Annotated in this window: 16 protein-coding genes; 8 read left to right on the top strand and 8 right to left on the bottom strand. The window is 70.4% G+C overall.

The features are described from left to right. Positions 1 to 68 precede the first annotated feature (68 nt). From AB0N80_RS03865 to AB0N80_RS03855, 3 genes are all read left to right on the top strand, one after another. The gene (locus AB0N80_RS03865) at positions 69 to 1,031 is read left to right on the top strand and encodes a LacI family DNA-binding transcriptional regulator (RefSeq protein WP_363577668.1); all 963 of its coding nucleotides are present in this window, start codon (positions 69 to 71) and stop codon (positions 1,029 to 1,031) included. Positions 1,032 to 1,115: 84 nt separating this feature from the next. Continuing rightward, positions 1,116 to 1,454, top strand: coding sequence for a class I SAM-dependent methyltransferase (locus AB0N80_RS03860; RefSeq protein ID WP_363577666.1), 339 nt, complete (start codon positions 1,116 to 1,118; stop codon positions 1,452 to 1,454). A gap of 39 nt (positions 1,455 to 1,493) precedes the next feature. Then, positions 1,494 to 1,706 carry a hypothetical protein gene (locus tag AB0N80_RS03855; protein WP_363577664.1) on the top strand — a complete coding sequence of 71 codons (213 nt, stop codon included), beginning with the start codon at positions 1,494 to 1,496 and terminating at the stop codon, positions 1,704 to 1,706. 67 nt (positions 1,707 to 1,773) lie between these two features. On the opposite strand, the gene AB0N80_RS03850 is transcribed toward AB0N80_RS03855, so the two are convergent. The 3 genes from AB0N80_RS03850 to AB0N80_RS03840 form a co-directional block, all read right to left on the bottom strand. After that, on the bottom strand, positions 1,774 to 3,351 hold the full coding sequence (locus tag AB0N80_RS03850) for a DHA2 family efflux MFS transporter permease subunit (RefSeq protein ID WP_363577662.1): 1,578 nt from the start codon (positions 3,349 to 3,351) through the stop codon (positions 1,774 to 1,776). Then, positions 3,348 to 3,968, bottom strand: coding sequence for a helix-turn-helix transcriptional regulator (locus tag AB0N80_RS03845; RefSeq protein ID WP_363577660.1), 621 nt, complete (start codon positions 3,966 to 3,968; stop codon positions 3,348 to 3,350). Before AB0N80_RS03845 ends, AB0N80_RS03850 begins: the two co-directional genes overlap by 4 nt. 254 nt (positions 3,969 to 4,222) lie before the next feature. Next, positions 4,223 to 5,989, bottom strand: coding sequence for a BCCT family transporter (locus tag AB0N80_RS03840; protein WP_363577658.1), 1,767 nt, complete (start codon positions 5,987 to 5,989; stop codon positions 4,223 to 4,225). Positions 5,990 to 6,111: 122 nt separating this feature from the next. Here AB0N80_RS03840 and AB0N80_RS03835 point away from each other — a divergent pair, with 122 nt between their 5' ends. The 3 genes from AB0N80_RS03835 (at position 6,112) to nhaA (ending at position 10,069) form a co-directional block, all read left to right on the top strand. Continuing rightward, the gene (locus tag AB0N80_RS03835; RefSeq protein ID WP_315993837.1) at positions 6,112 to 7,044 is read left to right on the top strand and encodes a phosphoribosylaminoimidazolesuccinocarboxamide synthase; all 933 of its coding nucleotides are present in this window, start codon (positions 6,112 to 6,114) and stop codon (positions 7,042 to 7,044) included. Between the two features lie 139 nt (positions 7,045 to 7,183). Beyond that, positions 7,184 to 8,521: a solute carrier family 23 protein gene (locus AB0N80_RS03830; RefSeq protein ID WP_315993838.1), complete on the top strand. Its 1,338-nt coding sequence runs from the start codon at positions 7,184 to 7,186 to the stop codon at positions 8,519 to 8,521. Between the two features lie 216 nt (positions 8,522 to 8,737). Then, the gene (gene nhaA, locus AB0N80_RS03825; protein WP_315993839.1) at positions 8,738 to 10,069 is read left to right on the top strand and encodes a Na+/H+ antiporter NhaA; all 1,332 of its coding nucleotides are present in this window, start codon (positions 8,738 to 8,740) and stop codon (positions 10,067 to 10,069) included. A 10-nt stretch (positions 10,070 to 10,079) separates the two neighbouring features. Here nhaA and AB0N80_RS03820 read toward each other — a convergent pair whose 3' ends face one another. Next, complete coding sequence (locus tag AB0N80_RS03820; RefSeq protein WP_363577655.1) at positions 10,080 to 10,700, bottom strand: hypothetical protein; 621 nt, start codon at positions 10,698 to 10,700, stop codon at positions 10,080 to 10,082. A 129-nt stretch (positions 10,701 to 10,829) separates the two neighbouring features. Between AB0N80_RS03820 and AB0N80_RS03815 the strand changes: the two genes are divergently transcribed. Beyond that, entirely contained in the window at positions 10,830 to 11,342 is a 513-nt protein-coding gene (locus AB0N80_RS03815) for a VOC family protein (RefSeq protein ID WP_363577653.1), read from the top strand. Then, the gene (locus tag AB0N80_RS03810) at positions 11,335 to 12,126 is read left to right on the top strand and encodes a MerR family transcriptional regulator (RefSeq protein ID WP_363577651.1); all 792 of its coding nucleotides are present in this window, start codon (positions 11,335 to 11,337) and stop codon (positions 12,124 to 12,126) included. The genes AB0N80_RS03815 and AB0N80_RS03810 overlap by 8 nt, the downstream gene beginning before the upstream one ends. Here the strand turns inward: AB0N80_RS03810 and AB0N80_RS03805 are convergent, their stop codons facing one another. The 4 genes from AB0N80_RS03805 to AB0N80_RS03790 are packed head-to-tail and all read right to left on the bottom strand — an operon-like array spanning position 12,127 to position 16,646. Then, a complete protein-coding gene (locus AB0N80_RS03805; protein WP_363387629.1) occupies positions 12,127 to 13,140 on the bottom strand; it encodes a LacI family DNA-binding transcriptional regulator in 1,014 nt (337 codons plus the stop codon). It abuts the gene before it with no gap. 34 nt (positions 13,141 to 13,174) lie between these two features. Continuing rightward, positions 13,175 to 14,629, bottom strand: a complete 1,455-nt coding sequence (locus tag AB0N80_RS03800; protein WP_315993844.1) for a family 1 glycosylhydrolase — start codon at positions 14,627 to 14,629, stop codon at positions 13,175 to 13,177. Positions 14,630 to 14,658: 29 nt separating this feature from the next. Further along, entirely contained in the window at positions 14,659 to 15,564 is a 906-nt protein-coding gene (locus AB0N80_RS03795; protein ID WP_315993845.1) for a carbohydrate ABC transporter permease, read from the bottom strand. Next, complete coding sequence (locus AB0N80_RS03790; RefSeq protein WP_363577649.1) at positions 15,561 to 16,646, bottom strand: sugar ABC transporter permease; 1,086 nt, start codon at positions 16,644 to 16,646, stop codon at positions 15,561 to 15,563. Before AB0N80_RS03790 ends, AB0N80_RS03795 begins: the two co-directional genes overlap by 4 nt. Between the last annotated feature and the right edge of the window lie 16 nt (positions 16,647 to 16,662).

Below are 16,662 nucleotides of genomic sequence, written 5' to 3'. Positions count from 1 at the left end.
GTACAAACTTGTCAACCGTTTTCATGGAACCATGCACGATGATGGGAGGACTGCACGAAGGAGCACGGATGACGGCGAATCTCACCGAGGTGGCGCGGCATGCGGGCGTCTCGATCGCCACGGCCTCCCGCGCCTTCGGCGAACCCGACCGCCTCGCCCCCGCGACGCTCGAGCGGGTGCGCGTCGCCGCCGCCGAGCTGGGCTACGCGGCCCCCCAGGCTCCGATGGGGACGCGCACGATCGCGGTCGTGGTCCCGGATGCCGCGAACCCGGTCTACGCGACCCTCCTGAAGGCCATCCAGGGCCAGGCGTGGCACGGGCGCCATCGCATCGTGCTCTACGACGCCGACGAAGATCTGCGCCGCGAGCGGGAGTCCATCGAGCTCGCGATGAAGGCCGACGGCCTCGTGCTGTGCTCCCCGCGCCTGCCCGAGGAGGAGGTGCTCTCCCTGATCGGCGAGACGCCCCATGTCGTGATCAACCGACTGATCCCCGGCGCCTCGTGCGTGATCATGGACGCCGACCGCGGCCCGAGCCAGGCCGTCGAGCACCTCGCCGCCCTCGGACACGCGCACATCGCCTACGCCTCGGGCCCCCACGGCTCCTGGGCCGACGACCAGCGCGCGAACACCGTCGCGCGCGCCTGCGAGCGCTTCGGCATCCGCCTCACCCGCCTGAGCAATCACGCCGCGTCGATCCAGGGTGGGCGAGCGAACGCCGCCGCGGCCATCGCGAGCGGGGCCACCGCCGTGATCGCCTACAACGATCTCGTCGCGCTCGGCCTGGAGGCCGGCATGGGCGAGCTCGGCCGGGTATGCCCCGACGACGTGAGCATCGTCGGGATCGACGACATCGATCTCGCCGGTGCCGTCACCCCCAGCCTCACCACCGTCCGCATGCCGATCGGCCGGTCCGGCGCCCTCGCCGTCGACCTGCTGCTGCAGTCGATGAGCGGCACCACCCCCGACGCTGCGGCGGTCCTGCCCTCGGAGCTGATCGTCCGCGGGTCGACCGCGCCGCCGCCCGCCTGACGGCGAGGCGTTCTGACGGGATAACAGGCCTCCCGCGTGCTCGGTGGCCGACCCGACCCCCGCCCTGCACCGTACCCTCGACGGATGAGCGCGATCGCGTACGAGGCCCGAGCCGACGAATACATCACCGCGCTCGGATCGATGGATGCCGTGCACCCGGTCGACCGCGCGATCGTCGACGCGTGGGCCGGGCGGCTCTCGGGCCCGGTCCTCGATGCGGGCTGCGGCCCCGGCCACTGGACGCGACACCTGGCCGACCGCGGCGTGGATGTGCGTGGGGTCGACCTCGCGCCGCGATTCGTGGAGCACGCACGGTCGGCGCATCCCGGTGTGCGATTCGATGTCGGTTCGATCGACGGACTCGACGCGGCGGACGGCGCCTTCGGGGGCATCCTGTCGTGGTTCTCGACCATCCACCACTAGCCCGAGGAGATCTCGACGCCGTTGCGGGAGTTCGCGCGCGTGACCCGCCCGGGTGGTGGTCTGCTCGTCGGCTTCTTCGTCGGGACGTCGCTGGAGCCCTTCGACCACGCCGTCACGCGCGCCTGGCGGTGGCCGGCCGGCGAGCTGGCTCGTCGAGTGGATGCCGTCGGCTTCGACGTGATCGAGACGCACGCGCGTGAGGCACGGGGCGAGCGCGCGGTCGGAGCGCTGCGCTGCGAGCGGCGCGCGTGAGGTCGCCGAGCCGACGAACGACGAACGCCGCCACCCGCACGGGGTGACGGCGTCCGACATCCGGGTCCTACTCCCCCGCGGAGGCGGGGGCGGCCTGCGCCGTCTGCTGCGCGGAGCCCGCGTCGCGCGGAGCACCGTGCGGGCGGATCATCGCGGGACGGCGCATGAACAGCACCGCGACGAGGCCGACGGCGATCACGACGATCGGCAGCAGGAGCGACTGACCCATCGCCTGCGAGAATCCGCCGACCACCTGCTCCGGGAGCGGTCCCGATCCGAAGCTGGCCCCGGCATCCGCTGCCCCCGGCAGGTTGGCCTCGAGGCGGGCCTGCATGAAGGCGGCGATGGATGCCGAGCCGATGACCGAGCCGACGGTACGGGTCGTGTTGTAGATGCCCGCACCGGCGCCCGCCTGCCGCGGCGGCAGGTTGCGCGTCGCGGTGGTCGCCAGCGGGCCCCACATCCCGGCGTTGCCGATGCCCATGAACGCCGCGGGGATGAGGAAGGCCCAGATCGGGGCGTCGTTCAGGATGAGCGCCGTGTACAGCCCCAGCGATCCGCCGACCAGCAGAAGACCGGGCACGAGCAGGAAGCGCGGGTCGGTGCGATCGAGCAGCTTGCCGGCGAAGGGGGCCAGCACGCCCGAGAGGATCGCGAGCGGCACCAGCAGCAGCGCCGATTCGGTGGGCGTGAGACCCCGGGCCAGCTGCAGGTAGAACATCTGCGGCAGGGCCATGCTCGTCACCGTGAAACCGACGGCGGCGATGGCTAGGTTGGCGATCGAGAAGTTGCGGTCCCGGAACAGATCGAGCGGCACGAGGGGCTCGCCCGTGCTGCGCGCCTGGGTCCAGATGAACACCGCCATGACGGCGACGCCGGCGATGACCATGCCCCAGATCCAGGCCGCCCACGCGTAGTGCTCGCCCTCCTGCAGCCCGAACACGATGAGGAAGAGCCCGACGGCGCTCAGGACGACACCGAGGATGTCGAACTTGTGCGCGGTGCGCGGGAGCTGCGGGACCAGGATCACGGCGGCGATGAAGCCGATGACGCCGACGGGGATGTTGATGAAGAAGATCCACTCCCAGCCGAGGCCGTCGACCAGCAGGCCCCCTGCGAGGGGACCGACGAGCGTCGCCACACCGGCGGTGGCTCCCCACAGACCCATGGCCGCACCGCGATTCTGGGGCGGGAAGGTGCGGGTGATGACCGCCATCGTCTGCGGCGTCATGAGGGCGGCGCCCAGGCCCTGCACGGCGCGGGCGACGATCAGCACCTCGAGAGTGGGGGCGAGACCGCACGCGAGCGAAGCGAGGGTGAAGATCGCGAGGCCCGCGAGGTAGATGTTCTTGGGGCCGAAGCGGTCGCCGAGGCGGCCGGTGATCAGCAGCGGCACCGCGTACGTGAGCAGGTAGGCGCTGGTGACCCACACGACGTTGTCGAGGTTGTTGGTGTCCGGATCGAGGGCCGCCTTGATGGCCGGGTTGGCCACCGAGACGATCGTGGTGTCGACCAGGATCATGAAGAAGCCGATGACCAGGGCCCACAGGGCGGGCCAGGGGCTGCGGGCAGGGGTGCCGTGCGACCCGGTGCGGGTCGATCCGGTGGAAGAGGTTGCCGCGGATGCGGCGCGGGAATCGGTCATGGGGTGGTCTCCTTCGAGACGCGTTCTTTCGTGAAGTGTTCCGGGATCTCGTCGGGGCCCCAGGCGAGGGAGCCGTCGGCGAGGCGCGCGCGCAGGGCGTCCTGCCACGCGAGTTCGGCGTCGAGGAGCGCGGCCTGCCGCTGGACCTCGACCATGAACTGGTCGGGGACGCCGCGATGGGCCGCCCCGTCCAGGCCCGTGCGGTGCTCGTGCGCCGAGGCGACGAGCAGGGCACGGCGTCGATCGAGCAGGGCGACCACTTCGTCGCGCTCGAGATTGTGCGCCTCGGAGAGCGCGACGCGGAAGTCGGCCGAGCGCTCGATCTGCGGCAGTTCGGTGCGCACCCACTCCTCGACCGCGCGGCGACCGGCGTCGAGCAGCGTGTAGGTGGTGCGTTCGGGACGGTTCCCCTCGCGGTCGACGCCCGCTTCGGCGAGCAGACCGTCGCGCTCGAGCCGGGCGACCGTGTGGTAGATCGTGCCCTTCTGAAGGGGCACGAGCCGGTCGTCCTTTCGCTCGCGCAACAGGCGCACGAGTTCGTAGGTGTGCATGTCCGCCTCGCGGAGGGTGGCGAGGATCATGACCGCGACGGGCGTGAGGCGAGTGCTTTCCGGCATCCGTCTACTCCTCCGCTCATGTGGTCCGTCTCGACTAGTCCACATGGACTATACGCCTCACGCGCCCGCCGCGCGAGTCCGCGCGAGTGAACGTCGAGTGTCCAGAACACGCCGACCCCGCACGCGCGGTGCGGCGTGTCGGGGACAGTCAACGCCCGGCGGTTGCCGTGGCCGGTGGGCTTGCGCACCGCCCACTCACGACGAAGACGCCGCGCCGGCGGACCGGGGCGGCGTCTTCGCGTCGAACAGTGGACTCAGCCTGACGAGGACGAACCGGACACCGTCTCGGGGGCGTCCTTGTCGGCGACGGGCGCGCCGGCGGCGCCCTCGCCCGGCGCCGCGGCGGACCGGCGGTGGCGCCAGCGGGCCGGCAGGCCGAAGATGCCCCGCTGGTTGGGCTCCTCGACCTCGAGGCCGTAGTGCTGCCCGATCGCGTCGCGCAACTGCGCACGCTCGGCCCTGTCGTACGCCTTCATCTCGCGGCGGAAGGCGACGACCGTCGCCCAGCAGATCGCGAGGAGCACGACGCTGAAGGGCAGCGCGATGCTGATCGCCGCCGTCTGCAGCGCCTGGAGTCCACCCGCGATGAGCAGGGCGAAGGCGATCACGGCGGTGGCGAGGGCGAAGAACACGCGCACCCAGTTCTTGGGCTCCTCCTCGCCGCCGGTCGCGATCATGCTCATCACCAGAGCGCCCGAGTCCGCCGAGGTCACGAAGAACACGGCGATGAGGATGAGGAAGCCGATGATCAGCACAGCCGAACCCGGGACCCCCTCGAGCATCTGGAACAGCGCCGTCGACACGTCGACCGACCCGTCCGCACCGGTGTAGGAGGCCGTGCCGGTCAGCTCGCCGTAGATCGCGGTCCCGCCGAGCACGGTGAACCACAGGATGCCGACGAGCGTGGGCACCAGGATCACACCGACCACGAACTCGCGCACCGTGCGGCCGCGCGAGATGCGCGCGATGAAGATGCCGACGAAGGGGGCCCACGAGATCCACCAGCCCCAGTAGAACGCCGTCCACGCGCCCTGCCAGGCCACACCGTCGTCGCCCGCGTAGGCGCTGACGGTGAACGACAGGCCGACGAAGCTCTGGATGTAGTTGCCGATGGACTGCACGACGTCGCGGAGCAGGAACTCGGTGGGGCCGACGAAGAGCAGGAAGAGCATCAGCAGCCCGGCGAGCACGAGGTTGATGTTCGAGAGCCACTTCATGCCCTTACCGACGCCGGACAGCAGCGAGAACAGGACGAAGCCGGTGATGATGCCGATGATCACGGCCTGGCTGATGATGCTGGGCGGTACGACCCCGAGGAAGTCGAGACCCGCACTGATCTGGATGACGCCGAGACCGAGGGAGGTCGCCACGCCGAAGAGCGTGCCGACGAGGGCGGCGACGTCGACCGCGTTGCCCCAGCCGCCCTGCACGAGGCGCGCGCCGAGGATCGGTTCGAGCGCCCACCGGATGGTGCGGGGACGCTTGCGACGGTGGAAGGCGTAGGCGAGCGCGAGGCCCAGCACGACGTAGATCGACCACGCGTGCACGCCCCAGTGCAGGAAGGTCTGCGACATGGCCTGCTGCGCGAGCTCCGCGGGGGTGCCCGTGACGCCGGGGCGGGGCGAGACGAAGTGGCTGAGCGGCTCGCTCACGCCGTAGAAGACGAGGCCGATCCCCATGCCGGCGGCGAAGAGGAGCGCGAACCACGACATCGTCGAGAACTCGGGCTCGTCGTCATCCTGGCCGAGCTTGATGTTGCCGAAGCGGCTGAAGCCCATCGCCAGGGCGAAGACGACAAAGAACGCCGCGATCAGCACGTAGTACCAGTTGAAGGTCGAGACGATGGTCGTCTGCACTGTGTCGAACGTGGCCTCGGCCGCGGCGGGGAAGAACAGCGCGAAGGCGATGAACGCGAGCGCGATGGCGGCGGCGGGCCAGAACACCCAGCCGCGGATCGTCTTGTGCCGGCTGCCCGCGTGAGGATCGATGGCTACCGCGGGTCCGGAGGTGTCATCGGTCATTCCTCCGAGGGTAGTCAGCCGCCCCCCCTCGCCCGGGGGGCAGGCGCCGCGAGCGGCGTTGTGCGAGAATCCGCGCGAGTGCGCCGCGTGGACGCGACGCGCGTACCCGCGATAATGAGCGGGTGACCTCCGCCTCCCCCCTCGAGCTCGCCGGTTGGCGCCACGTCTACTCCGGCAAGGTGCGCGACCTCTACGTGCCCGCCGAGACGGCCCCCGACGCCACTCCCGCACACCTCCTCGTCGTCGCGAGCGACCGCGTGAGCGCCTTCGACCACGTGCTGGAACCCGGCATCCCCGACAAGGGCGAGCTGTTGACGACCCTCAGCCTGTGGTGGTTCGACCAGCTCGCCGGCGGCGACGGCGGGCCGTCGATTCCGAACCACCTCGTCTCCGACCACCGCCTCGAAGGCGAGGAGACGGTGAGCCTGATCCCGGATGCCGTACAGGGGCGCGCGATGCTCGTGCGCTCCCTCGACATGCAGCCGATCGAGTGCGTCGTGCGCGGCTACCTCACCGGGTCGGGATGGGCCGAGTACCGCGCGTCGGGCACGGTGTGCGGCATCCCCCTCCCCGAGGGCCTGAACGACGGCGACCGCCTCCCTGAGCCGCTCTACACACCGGCGTGGAAGGCTCCGATGGGCGAGCACGACGAGAACATCACGTTCGAACGCTCCGTCGAGCTCGTCGGCGCCGAGACCGCGACCGCCCTGCGTGATCTGTCGCTCGAGGTCTACCACCGCGCCTCCGCGACCGCCGAGGCCCACGGGCTGATCCTCGCCGACACGAAGTTCGAATTCGGCTTCGACGCCGACGGCGTGCTGACCCTGGCCGACGAGGTTCTGACCTCCGACTCGTCCCGGTACTGGGATGCCGAGGCCTGGCGCACCGGCACCACCCCCGCCGAGCGCATGGCGAGCTTCGACAAGCAGATCGTGCGCGACTGGTTGTCGGCGAATTGGGACAAGCAGGGAGAGCCCCCCGTCCTCCCCGCCGAGATCGTCGAGCGCACGCGCGAGCGCTACGCGACCCTCCTGCGCCTGCTCACGGCGTCCTGACCCGCCCGCGGAGGCCTCGACGAGTTCAGCCACCGCCCCTGCCGCACGAGGCCCCCGAGCCCCACCCCACCCCGTCCCTGAGCACCACCCCATGAGGTCCCTGAGCCTGTCGAAGGGACCACCCCTCGCAAGGAGACACATGTTCCGCTGGAAGCTGCACGGCGACGGCCGCACCGTCGCACCCGGAGCCGTCGTCGCCCCGGGCGAACGCCTGAACTGGGGCGCGACGGTCGCGATCGGCCTCCAGCACGTCATCGCGATGTTCGGCGCGACCTTCCTCGTGCCGGTGCTCACCGGGTTCCCGGTGTCGACGACGCTGCTGTTCTCGGGCGTGGGAACCCTGCTGTTCCTGCTCGTGACGAAGAACCGCCTCCCCAGCTACCTGGGGTCGTCGTTCGCGTTCATCGCGCCGATCACCGCCGCCACGACCACCGCCGGCACGGGTTCCGCCCTCGCGGGGATCGTCGCGGTCGGCGTGCTGCTCACGGCGATCGGCTTCGTCGTGCAGTTCGCGGGCCTCGGGTGGGTCGACAAGGTCATGCCGCCGGTCGTCGCGGGCGCCATCGTCGCCCTCATCGGCTTCAACCTCGCCCCGGTGGCGTGGTCGAACTTCCAGGTGCAGCCCCTGCCCGGCACCATCACGCTCGTCGCCGTCATCCTGTTCAGCGTGCTGTTCCGCGGCTTCCTCGGCCGCATCTCGATCTTCCTCGGCGTGATCGTGGGCTACGTCGCGACCGTCATCATCCAGCTGACGACGGGTGAGGTCCTCATCGACTTCTCCGTCGTGGAGCAGGCCCCCTGGGTCGGGCTCCCGACCTTCGAGATCGCCGACTTCACGAAGCCGGCCACCTGGTCGGTCATCGCGATGTTCCTGCCGGTCGTCCTGGTGCTCGTCGCCGAGAACGTCGGACACGTGCGCGGGGTCGCGGCGATGACGGATGCCACCGCCAACCGCTCCACCGGGCGCGCCCTCATCGCCGACGGCGTCGCCACGACGCTCGCGGGAACCTTCGGCGGCTCGGGCACGACGACGTACGGCGAGAACATCGGGGTGATGGCCGCGACCCGCGTGTACTCGACCGCGGTCTACTGGGTCGCGGGTCTCGCCGCGATCGTGCTGAGCCTCTCACCCAAGGTGGGCGCGGTGTTCAACACCATCCCGCCGGGCGTCCTCGGCGGCGTGACCACGGCGCTGTACGGCCTGATCGGCATCATCGGCATCAAGATCTGGGTCGACAACCGCGTCGACTTCTCACGTCCGGTCAACCAGTACACCGGCGCGGTGGCCCTGGTGCTCGCGATCGCCGGGTTCACGATGCAGTGGGGCGACTTCCAGCTCGGCGCCATCGTGCTCGGCTCGGTCGCGGCCCTGGTGATCTACCACCTCGGCAACGCGATCGCCCGCGCCCGCAAGACCGGCGCCGACGACGGCGGCCCGATCCCCGCGGTCGGCCCGCTGGGCGGCGACCCGAGCTGAGCCGCCGGGGTCGCGGCATCCGGTGCCGAGATCATCCGATGCGCACGAGCGCACACGTTCCGAACCTGCCGGGGCGTGTGCGTTCGTCCGTGGGCTGCGATCTCGCGGATGGTCCGGCCCCAGGCGAATGCCGCCCGCACGGCCGATAGAATGGTCGAGGCGTGTCGGGAAGTCTGGTCGACGATCTGTCGATCGACCCCGGAAGGGACCTCCTCCATGACCGAAACCCACACGCGCGCGCCGAGCTGGCCGGGCTACCGCGAAGTCCACCGCGTCACCACACTGCTCCGTCAGGAGTCCGTGGGCGGAATGCTGCTCGTGGTCGCCGCGATCATCGCGATCATCTGGGCCAACTCCCCCGCCGCCGACGCGTACTTCGCGCTGCGCGACTTCCGCTTCGGCTACGAGCCCTGGCACCTCGAGCTGAGCGTCGGGTCGTGGGCGGCCGACGGCCTGCTCGCCGTCTTCTTCTTCATGGTCGGCCTCGAGCTCAAGCGCGAGATCGTCTCGGGCAGCCTCCGCCGATTCGGCACCGCGATCGTCCCCGTGACGGCGGCCTTCGCCGGTGTCGCCGTGCCCGCCCTCATCTACGTCGCGATCGTGCACACGCAGCCGAGTCTGCTGGCGGGGTGGGCCATCCCCACGGCCACCGACATCGCGTTCGCCGTCGCCGTCCTCGCCCTCGTCGGCTCGCACCTGCCCGGTCCGCTGCGCATCTTCCTGCTGACGCTCGCGGTCGTCGACGACCTGATCGCGATCGCGATCATCGCGATCTTCTACACGACCGACATCCAGCTCCTCCCCCTCGGCGTCTTCGCCGTGCTCGTCGTCGTCTACGGCGTGATCGCCCACCGCGCCCGCGCGTGGTTCTCGCGCAACGCGTGGGGTGCCTGGGTCGTGCTGCTGCCGATCGGCTTCGCCGCGTGGGCGTTCCTGCACGCCTCGGGCGTGCACGCCACGATCGCCGGTGTGGCACTGGCGTTCACCATCCCCGTTGCCGCGTCCAAGCGCCAACCGGAGCACCACGGCATGGACCTCGCCGAGCAGTTCGAGCACCGCTTCCGTCCGCTCTCCAGCGGCATCGCCGTGCCGATCTTCGCGTTCTTCGCCGCGGGTGTCGCCGTGGGCGGCGGCGAGGGGATCGTCCGCGCCCTGATGGACCCCGTGACCATCGGCGTCGTCGCCGGCCTCGTGCTCGGCAAGCCGGTCGGCATCCTGCTCGGCGTGCGCCTGCTCACGCTCGTGACGAAGGTGCGCCTCGACCCGGCCCTGAAGTGGATCGACCTCGCCGGGGTGGGGCTGCTCGCGGGCATCGGCTTCACGGTGTCGCTGCTGATCGCCGAGCTCAGCTTCCCGGCCGGCTCCCCGCACACCGACGACGCGAAGATCGCGATCATGGCGGCCTCGCTGCTCGCATCCGTCCTCGCCGCGGCCGTGCTGCTCGTGCGCAACCGGCGCTACAAGCAGCTCGCCCTCGCCGAAGAGGTGGATGCCGACGGAGACGACGTCCCCGACGTGTACCAGCAGCCGGAGCAGCCGCGACGCTGAGGCGTCACCGTCAGCCGAAGATCTGCGACGAGATCTCCGACAGCCACGCGCGCGCGTCGACGTTGACGGTCTCGAGAGAGATCCACACGCCGTCTCGAGCGACCACGACGTCTTCGGTCTGCGCCGTGCCGCCGGCCTTCACGCAGTACTGGGCGCCGAAGTCCTCCGCGGCCTGGCACTCGTACCCCTGGGCGGCGAGCCCGTCGACCCCGGTGGAGACCTCGGCGGCGGACGCGGTGCTGATGAGGAGCAGAACGCCGGCCGACTCCTCCTGGATCCAGTTGCACGACAGCTCGCTCGTCGCGTTCGCGGGTGCCGGCCGCACGAACCCGTCGGCGTGCTGGGCGGTCAGGCCCCCCACCGTCTGCTGCCGTGTCGCCGCCGCGCCGAGATCGTCGCAGGATTCCGGGATGGCGGCCGGGTCGACGGTCGGGGCGGTCGGGGCGGTCGGCGCGGCCGTCGGGGTCGGGGTCGATGCGGAGCCCGTCGGCGAGGCGCTCGGGGCGGTCGCCGACGGCGAGTCGACGGTCGCGGTCGACGCCGGCGAGGGGGGCTCGGGGACGCACCCCGTCAGAAGGGCCGCAGCGGCGATCAGCAGCGCGCCGGACACGGCGATGAATGCACGGTTCATGGCGAGACCCCCTCCGCGTGACGGCGCTGTCCCGCACCGACCGCTCTCCGCGCTCACCATGGCCCCGAGAGCAGCGCTGCTTCATCACGCTCTTGACCCTCACGCGGCGTGAGGGCCGACGCTGGGGCCATGGACGAGAATTTCGAGGCCTTCGCGGTCAGCCCCGTGCCCCCTCCCGGACCGGATGCCGTCGCGCCCCCGTTGTACCGCGGCATCTACGGCATGCCCATGTTCGTCACCCTCTCGACCGCCGACCTGCCGGCATCCGTGGACTTCTGGACGCGGGGCCTCGGTTTCTTCGAGCTGTTCGCGATCCCCGGGCAGATGGTCCATCTTCGACGATGGGCCTTCCAGGACGTGCTGCTCGTGGTCGGCGAGAAGAGCTCGAGCGCCCCGCCCGCCAGCGTGAGCTTCGCCTGCGTCCTCGACGAGATCGACACCGTCGTCTCGTCGGTGCGCGCCCTCGGCACCGTTCCCGAGGTGCGCGAGACCCCGTGGAACACCCGGGACGTCGAGGTGATCACCCCCGAGAAGGCGCGGGTCGTCTTCACCGCGGCCAAGGTGTTCGACCCGGCGACCGTCGCAGGCCGGAACCTGCAGTCGGTGGGGATCGGGCGCGACGACAATGGGTCCCATGAGTGAGCAGGGGATGCCGGTGGGCGAGACGGCCGCTCGGCTCGGTCTCACCGTGCGCACGCTCCATCACTGGGACGAGATCGGTCTCGCGCGCCCGGCCGCACGCTCGAGCGCCGGCTATCGGCTCTACACGGACGAGGACCTCGAGCGCCTCCGCCGCATCGTGGTCTACCGCGAGCTCGGTCTCGACCTGGATGCCATCCGCGCGGTGATCGACGAGCCCGGAGGAGACGTCGCCGCACAGCTCCGGGTCCAGCGGGCCCACGTCTCTCAGCGCATCGCGCAGCTGCAGATCGTCGACGATGACCTCGAGCGCATGATCGCGGCGCAAGAGCGCGGCATCCTCCTCTCCGAAGACGAGCAGCACGAGACGTTCGGGCCCGGCTGGGACACGAGCTGGCCCGCCGAGGCGCGAGACGCCTATGGCGGATCACCGCAATGGCAGCAGTACGCCGAGCGCTCGGCATCCCGTTCCGTCGACGACTGGGCGGAGGTGACGCGGGCGGTCTCCGCCGTGGAGGAGGAGCTCGCGGACGCCGTCGCCTCCGGCGTCGAGCCCGGTGACGCGCTGGCCGACGCGCTCGTCGAGCGGCACCGCACGGTGTTCTCGCAGTACTTCCCCCTCACCCGGCAGATGCAGGTGCACCTCGGCCGCATGTACGCAGCCGACCCGCGCTTCGCCGCGCACTACGACGCGATCCGCCCCGGGCTCGCCACGTGGCTGCGCGACGCGATCGAGGCGAGCGCCCGCGCACACGGCATCGACCCCGACACCGCACGCTGGGAGTGATCAGGCGGAGCCGCGCTCGATGACCTCGGTGGGCAGGATCGTCGCGTGCGCAGCCGGCCGCCCGGCGAGGATGTCGAGCAGCACGGATGCCATGTACCGCCCCTGCGTGAGCGAGGGCTGCCGCACCGTGGTCAGGGCGGGGCTGAGGGCCGTCGACACCGCGGAGTCGTCGAAACCCATCACGGCGACGTCGCGCCCGGGCTCCAGGCCCTTTTCGCGCAGCACCGTGTAGGCACCGCGCGCCATGAGATCGCTCGCCACGAAGACCGCGTCGGGGCGCTCGCCCGCGGCGAGCACGCGGGCCATCGCCAGCGCCCCGCCCACCTCGGTGAAATCGCCGTTCTCGACGGCCACGGGCTGCAGCCCCGCCTCGGCCATCGCGTCGCGGAAGCCCTGCAGACGGTCGATGCCGGCGGGCATGTCGGTCGGACCCGACACCGTGGCGATGCGGCGGTGTCCTCGGGCCAGCAGGTACGAGGTCGCGACCCGGCCGCCCTCGACGTTGTCGACGTCGACGTAGTAGTCGTCGGCGCGCACCCGGGCGGGGCGCCCGCCGTAGACGACGGGCACCACGTCGGCGACGCGGTCGAGGAAGGTGTCGCTGGTGTGGTGCGAGGCCACGATCGCCCCGTCGACGCTGCCGCCGCGCAGATAAGCGAGCGCCTTCGCGCTGGCGTCGTCGCTGGCGATCAGCATGTTCATGATGTAGTCGCTGTCGCCGATCACCTCGCCGATTCCGGCCACGATCGAGGCGAAGAACGGATCGCCGAAGAAGCGGTCGGTCTGCTCGGGGATGACCAGTGCGATCGCCCGCGTCTGCCGGCTGGCCAGGGAGCGCGCCGCGCGATTCGGAACGTATTGCAGTTCGTCGATCGCGCGGCGCACGGCCTCGAGCGCGGCAGGAGAGACGGCCGTGGAACCGTTGACCACGCGTGACACCGTCGAGCGGGAGACGCCGGCCCGCGCCGCGACCTCTTCGATCGTGGCGGTACCGCGAACGGGTGCGATCTCCATAGCCCTGCCTCCTGGCGTACCCGGCGGTCGAGCTCTAGACCGCGGGGGCCGCGGCCAGAGCACGCTCGGCGATGATGCGAGCGTACTGCCGGCCCGAGTCCTTGAGAACGCGCTCCTGGGTCCGGTAGTCGACGTACACGATGCCGAAACGCTTGGCGTAGCCCCAGGCCCACTCGAAGTTGTCCATGAGCGACCAGTAGAAGTAGCCGCGCACGTCGACGCCGCGCTCGACGGCGTCGAGGACGGCCCCGAGGTGGGCCTCGACGAACTCGACGCGGTCGATGTCGTGGACGCGCTCGTCGCCGTCGTCGGCCACCACCTCGTCGTCGTACGCCGCGCCGTTCTCGGTGACGTACAGAGCCACGTCGGCGGGAGCGGCGTACTCCTCGCTCACCCGCTCCAGCAGGCGCGTCAGGCCCTCGGGCTGCACCTCCCAGCCCATGTTGGTGCGAGGGAGGCCGCGGTCGTGCCAGTAGAGCTTCTCGTGCGCCGGGAACGGCACACCGATCGGACGCGTGGTGGGTGCGTCGCCCGCGGGCGGGTCGACCTCGGGCGGCGTGCCGCCCACGAACTCGCCGTGGTAGTAGTTCACGCCCAGCGAGTCGATGGGGGTCGAGATGACCTCGAGGTCGCCCGGGTGGACGGCCTCCTGCCAGCGCGCCACGGCCTCGGCGTCGGTGTCGCGGAAGTCCTTGATGATGTCGGCCGGGTACGAGCCGCGGAAGATCGGGTCGAGGAACCACCGGTTGAACTGCCCGTCCACGCGCCGCGCGGCGTCGAGGTCGGCGGGATCGGCCGGATTCACGGCATCCGCCACCGTGAGGTTCAGCGTGATGCCGAGGTTGAGCGAGGAGTCGCGCGCCCGCAGCTCGCGCACGGTCTGCCCGTGACCGAGGAGCAGGTGGTGGGCTGCGAGCATCCCCTCGGCCTGCGAGTAGTGCCCGGGGGCGTGGATGCCCGCGGTGTAGCTGAGGAACGACGAGCACCAGGGCTCGTTCAGCGTGGTCCACACGTCGACGCGGTCGCCGAGGGCGTCGTGCATGTCGAGCGCGTACTCGGTGAAGCGGTCGCTCGTCTCGCGCACGGTCCACCCGCCCCGCTCCTGCAGGGCCTGCGGGAGGTCCCAGTGGTACAGGGTGAGCCAGGGCAGGATGCCGGCATCGAGCAGTTCGTCGACGAGGCGCTTGTAGAAGTCGACGCCCTTCGCGTTGAGCGCGCCGCCGTCGGGGCGCACGCGCGACCACGAGGTCGAGAAGCGGTACGTCTGCAGGCCGAGCTGCTTCATCAGCTGCACGTCGTCGGCGTAGCGGTGGTAGTGATCGCACGCGACATCGCCGTTGTCGGCGTTGATGACGGCATCGGGGACGCGGCTGAAGGCGTCCCAGATCGACGCGGTGCGGCCGTCTTCGAAAGCGGCGCCCTCGATCTGGTAGGCGGCGGTCGCGGCGCCGAAGAGGAAGCCGTCGGGGAACGAACGGGTGGTGGACATGGATCGGGTTCCTTCCGTGGGCGCGAGGGTCATCCCTTGACCGCCCCTTGCATGATGCCACTGACCAGCTGCTTGCCCGCGAAGACGAACAGCAGCAGCAGCGGGATCGTCGACAGGAGCACGCCCGCGAGGACGATCGAGTAGTCGACGAAGTAGTTGGACTGCAGCAGCGACAGGGCCACCGGCAGGGTCGGGTTCTGGCGGTCGAGCACGATGAACGGCCAGAAGAAGTTGTTCCAGGCGCTCACGAACGTGAACAGGCCGAGCATCGCCGCCGCAGGGCGCGCGGCGGGCACGCCCACCGTGAGGAAGGTGCGGAACGAACTCGCGCCGTCGACACGGGCCGCCTCGATGAGCTCGTCGGGCACGGCCTGACGCAGATACTGCGTCATCCAGAACACCCCGAACGCACTCGTGAGGGCGGGGATGATGATCGCGCCGAGCTGCCCGGTCCACCCGAGCTCGCTGAAGAGGATGTAGAGCGGGACCACGCCCAGCTGCATCGGCACCGCCATCGTCCCGACGACGAAGACCAGCAGCCACGGCCCGCCGCGGAAACGCAGCTTCGCGAACGCCCATCCCGCCAGGGTGGAGAAGAAGACGACGGATGCCGCGATCAGGCCGGAGCTGATGATCGAGTTCAGCAGCGCGGGCCAGAAGTTGACCGCGGAGTCGCCGATCACGGCGGCGGCGTTGGTGAAGAAGTTCCCGCCCGGGATCCACGAGCGGTTCGCGTCGCGGATGGTGGAGGAGTCGCCCGAGCCGATCAACAGCGACCAGTAGAAGGGGAAGACACTGGCCAGCAGCACCGCACCGAGGCTCGCGTAGACGATCCAGCCGGGGCGCGATCCGCGCACCGGACGCGGGCGGCGGCGCGAAGGCGACGGGGTGTCGCGTTCCACGATCGGGACGGGTGCGGCGTTCACGGCGGTCATCGACGCGTCTCCTCTCCGCGGATGCCGACCGACGCGGCATCCGCCCTCAATCGTTCTTCGGCGGCCCGGGCCTGCGCCCGCCGCTCGCGGCGGCTGCGGGGATCGCGGCTGCCGTCGTCGCGCACGAGCGAACGCGTGACGACCATGTTGATCGCGCCGATGGCGAGGATGATCAGGAACAGGATCCACGCGAGGGCCGCGGCGCGGCCGAAGTTCCACTCCCCCCAGCCGACGTTGTAGAGCCACAGGGTCACGGTGAGCCACTGGTTGTCGGCTCCGCCCGTGCCGTACTGGTCGTACATGCGCGGCTCGTCGAAGATCTGCAGTCCGCCGATCGTCGCGGTGATGATGACGAAGATCAGGGTGGGCTTGAGGCTCGGCAACGTGATGGAGGAGAACTGGCGGATCTTGCCGGCGCCGTCGACCGTCGCGGCCTCGTAGTACTCGCGCGGGATCGCCTGCATCGCAGCGAGCAGGATGAGGGTGTTGTACCCGGTCCAGCGGAAGTTGACCATCGTCGCGATCGCGATGTGGCTGGCGAACGCGTCGGAATGCCACGGCACCGCGGGCAGGCCCAGGTTCTGCAGGGTGGTGTTCACGACGCCGTACTGGTCGCCGAACATGTTGCTGAAGATGAGGGCGACGGCCACCGGCGCCATCACGTAGGGGATCAGCACGCTCATGCGCCAGAAGGTCTTGGCGCGGATGTTCTGGTCGAGCATCGCGGCGATGAAGATGGCGACGATCAGCTGCGGGACGCTGGAGAGCAGGAAGATGCTGAAGGTGTTGCGCAGCGCGATCCAGAACTTGGGCTGCGAGAGCACCCACGCGTACTGGTCGAAGCCGATGAACTCGCCGGAGTTGCGCACCAGGTCCCAGTCCATGAACGAGATCACGGCGGTGTACGCGATGGGGAAGAGCCCCGTGATCGCGAACAGGATGAAGAACGGCGAGATGTAGAGGTAGGGCGAGAGCTTGAGGTCCCACGTGCTGCGGCGCGTGCTGAATCCCACGCGTCGGGGTTCGCGGGCGCGCGTCTGCGGCGCCGCGCCCCCCGTGGGGCGTTCGAGTGTGCTGGTCACGATCTGTGCTCCGTTT

Origin of the sequence: Microbacterium sp. NPDC089188 (assembly GCF_040685155.1) — a bacterium.
GTDB classification, from domain to species: domain Bacteria; phylum Actinomycetota; class Actinomycetes; order Actinomycetales; family Microbacteriaceae; genus Microbacterium; species Microbacterium galbum.
Note: the sequence above shows the minus strand (reverse complement) of the source record. Positions and strands in the feature narration are given on the sequence as shown.

Bases quoted from the DNA above. Each gene is read 5' to 3' on its own strand.
- AB0N80_RS03805 (WP_363387629.1), bottom strand. From the start codon at position 13,140: ATGGAGATCGCACCCGTTCGCGGTACCGCCACGATCGAAGAGGTCGCG.
- AB0N80_RS03865 (WP_363577668.1), top strand. From the start codon at position 69: ATGACGGCGAATCTCACCGAGGTGGCGCGGCATGCGGGCGTCTCGATC.
- AB0N80_RS03820 (WP_363577655.1), bottom strand. From the start codon at position 10,700: ATGAACCGTGCATTCATCGCCGTGTCCGGCGCGCTGCTGATCGCCGCT.
- AB0N80_RS03830 (WP_315993838.1), top strand. From the start codon at position 7,184: ATGTTCCGCTGGAAGCTGCACGGCGACGGCCGCACCGTCGCACCCGGA.
- AB0N80_RS03800 (WP_315993844.1), bottom strand. From the start codon at position 14,629: ATGTCCACCACCCGTTCGTTCCCCGACGGCTTCCTCTTCGGCGCCGCG.
- nhaA (WP_315993839.1), top strand. From the start codon at position 8,738: ATGACCGAAACCCACACGCGCGCGCCGAGCTGGCCGGGCTACCGCGAA.
- AB0N80_RS03795 (WP_315993845.1), bottom strand. From the start codon at position 15,564: ATGACCGCCGTGAACGCCGCACCCGTCCCGATCGTGGAACGCGACACC.
- AB0N80_RS03850 (WP_363577662.1), bottom strand. From the start codon at position 3,351: ATGACCGATTCCCGCGCCGCATCCGCGGCAACCTCTTCCACCGGATCG.
- AB0N80_RS03810 (WP_363577651.1), top strand. From the start codon at position 11,335: ATGAGTGAGCAGGGGATGCCGGTGGGCGAGACGGCCGCTCGGCTCGGT.
- AB0N80_RS03860 (WP_363577666.1), top strand. From the start codon at position 1,116: ATGAGCGCGATCGCGTACGAGGCCCGAGCCGACGAATACATCACCGCG.
- AB0N80_RS03845 (WP_363577660.1), bottom strand. From the start codon at position 3,968: ATGCCGGAAAGCACTCGCCTCACGCCCGTCGCGGTCATGATCCTCGCC.
- AB0N80_RS03815 (WP_363577653.1), top strand. From the start codon at position 10,830: ATGGACGAGAATTTCGAGGCCTTCGCGGTCAGCCCCGTGCCCCCTCCC.
- AB0N80_RS03840 (WP_363577658.1), bottom strand. From the start codon at position 5,989: ATGACCGATGACACCTCCGGACCCGCGGTAGCCATCGATCCTCACGCG.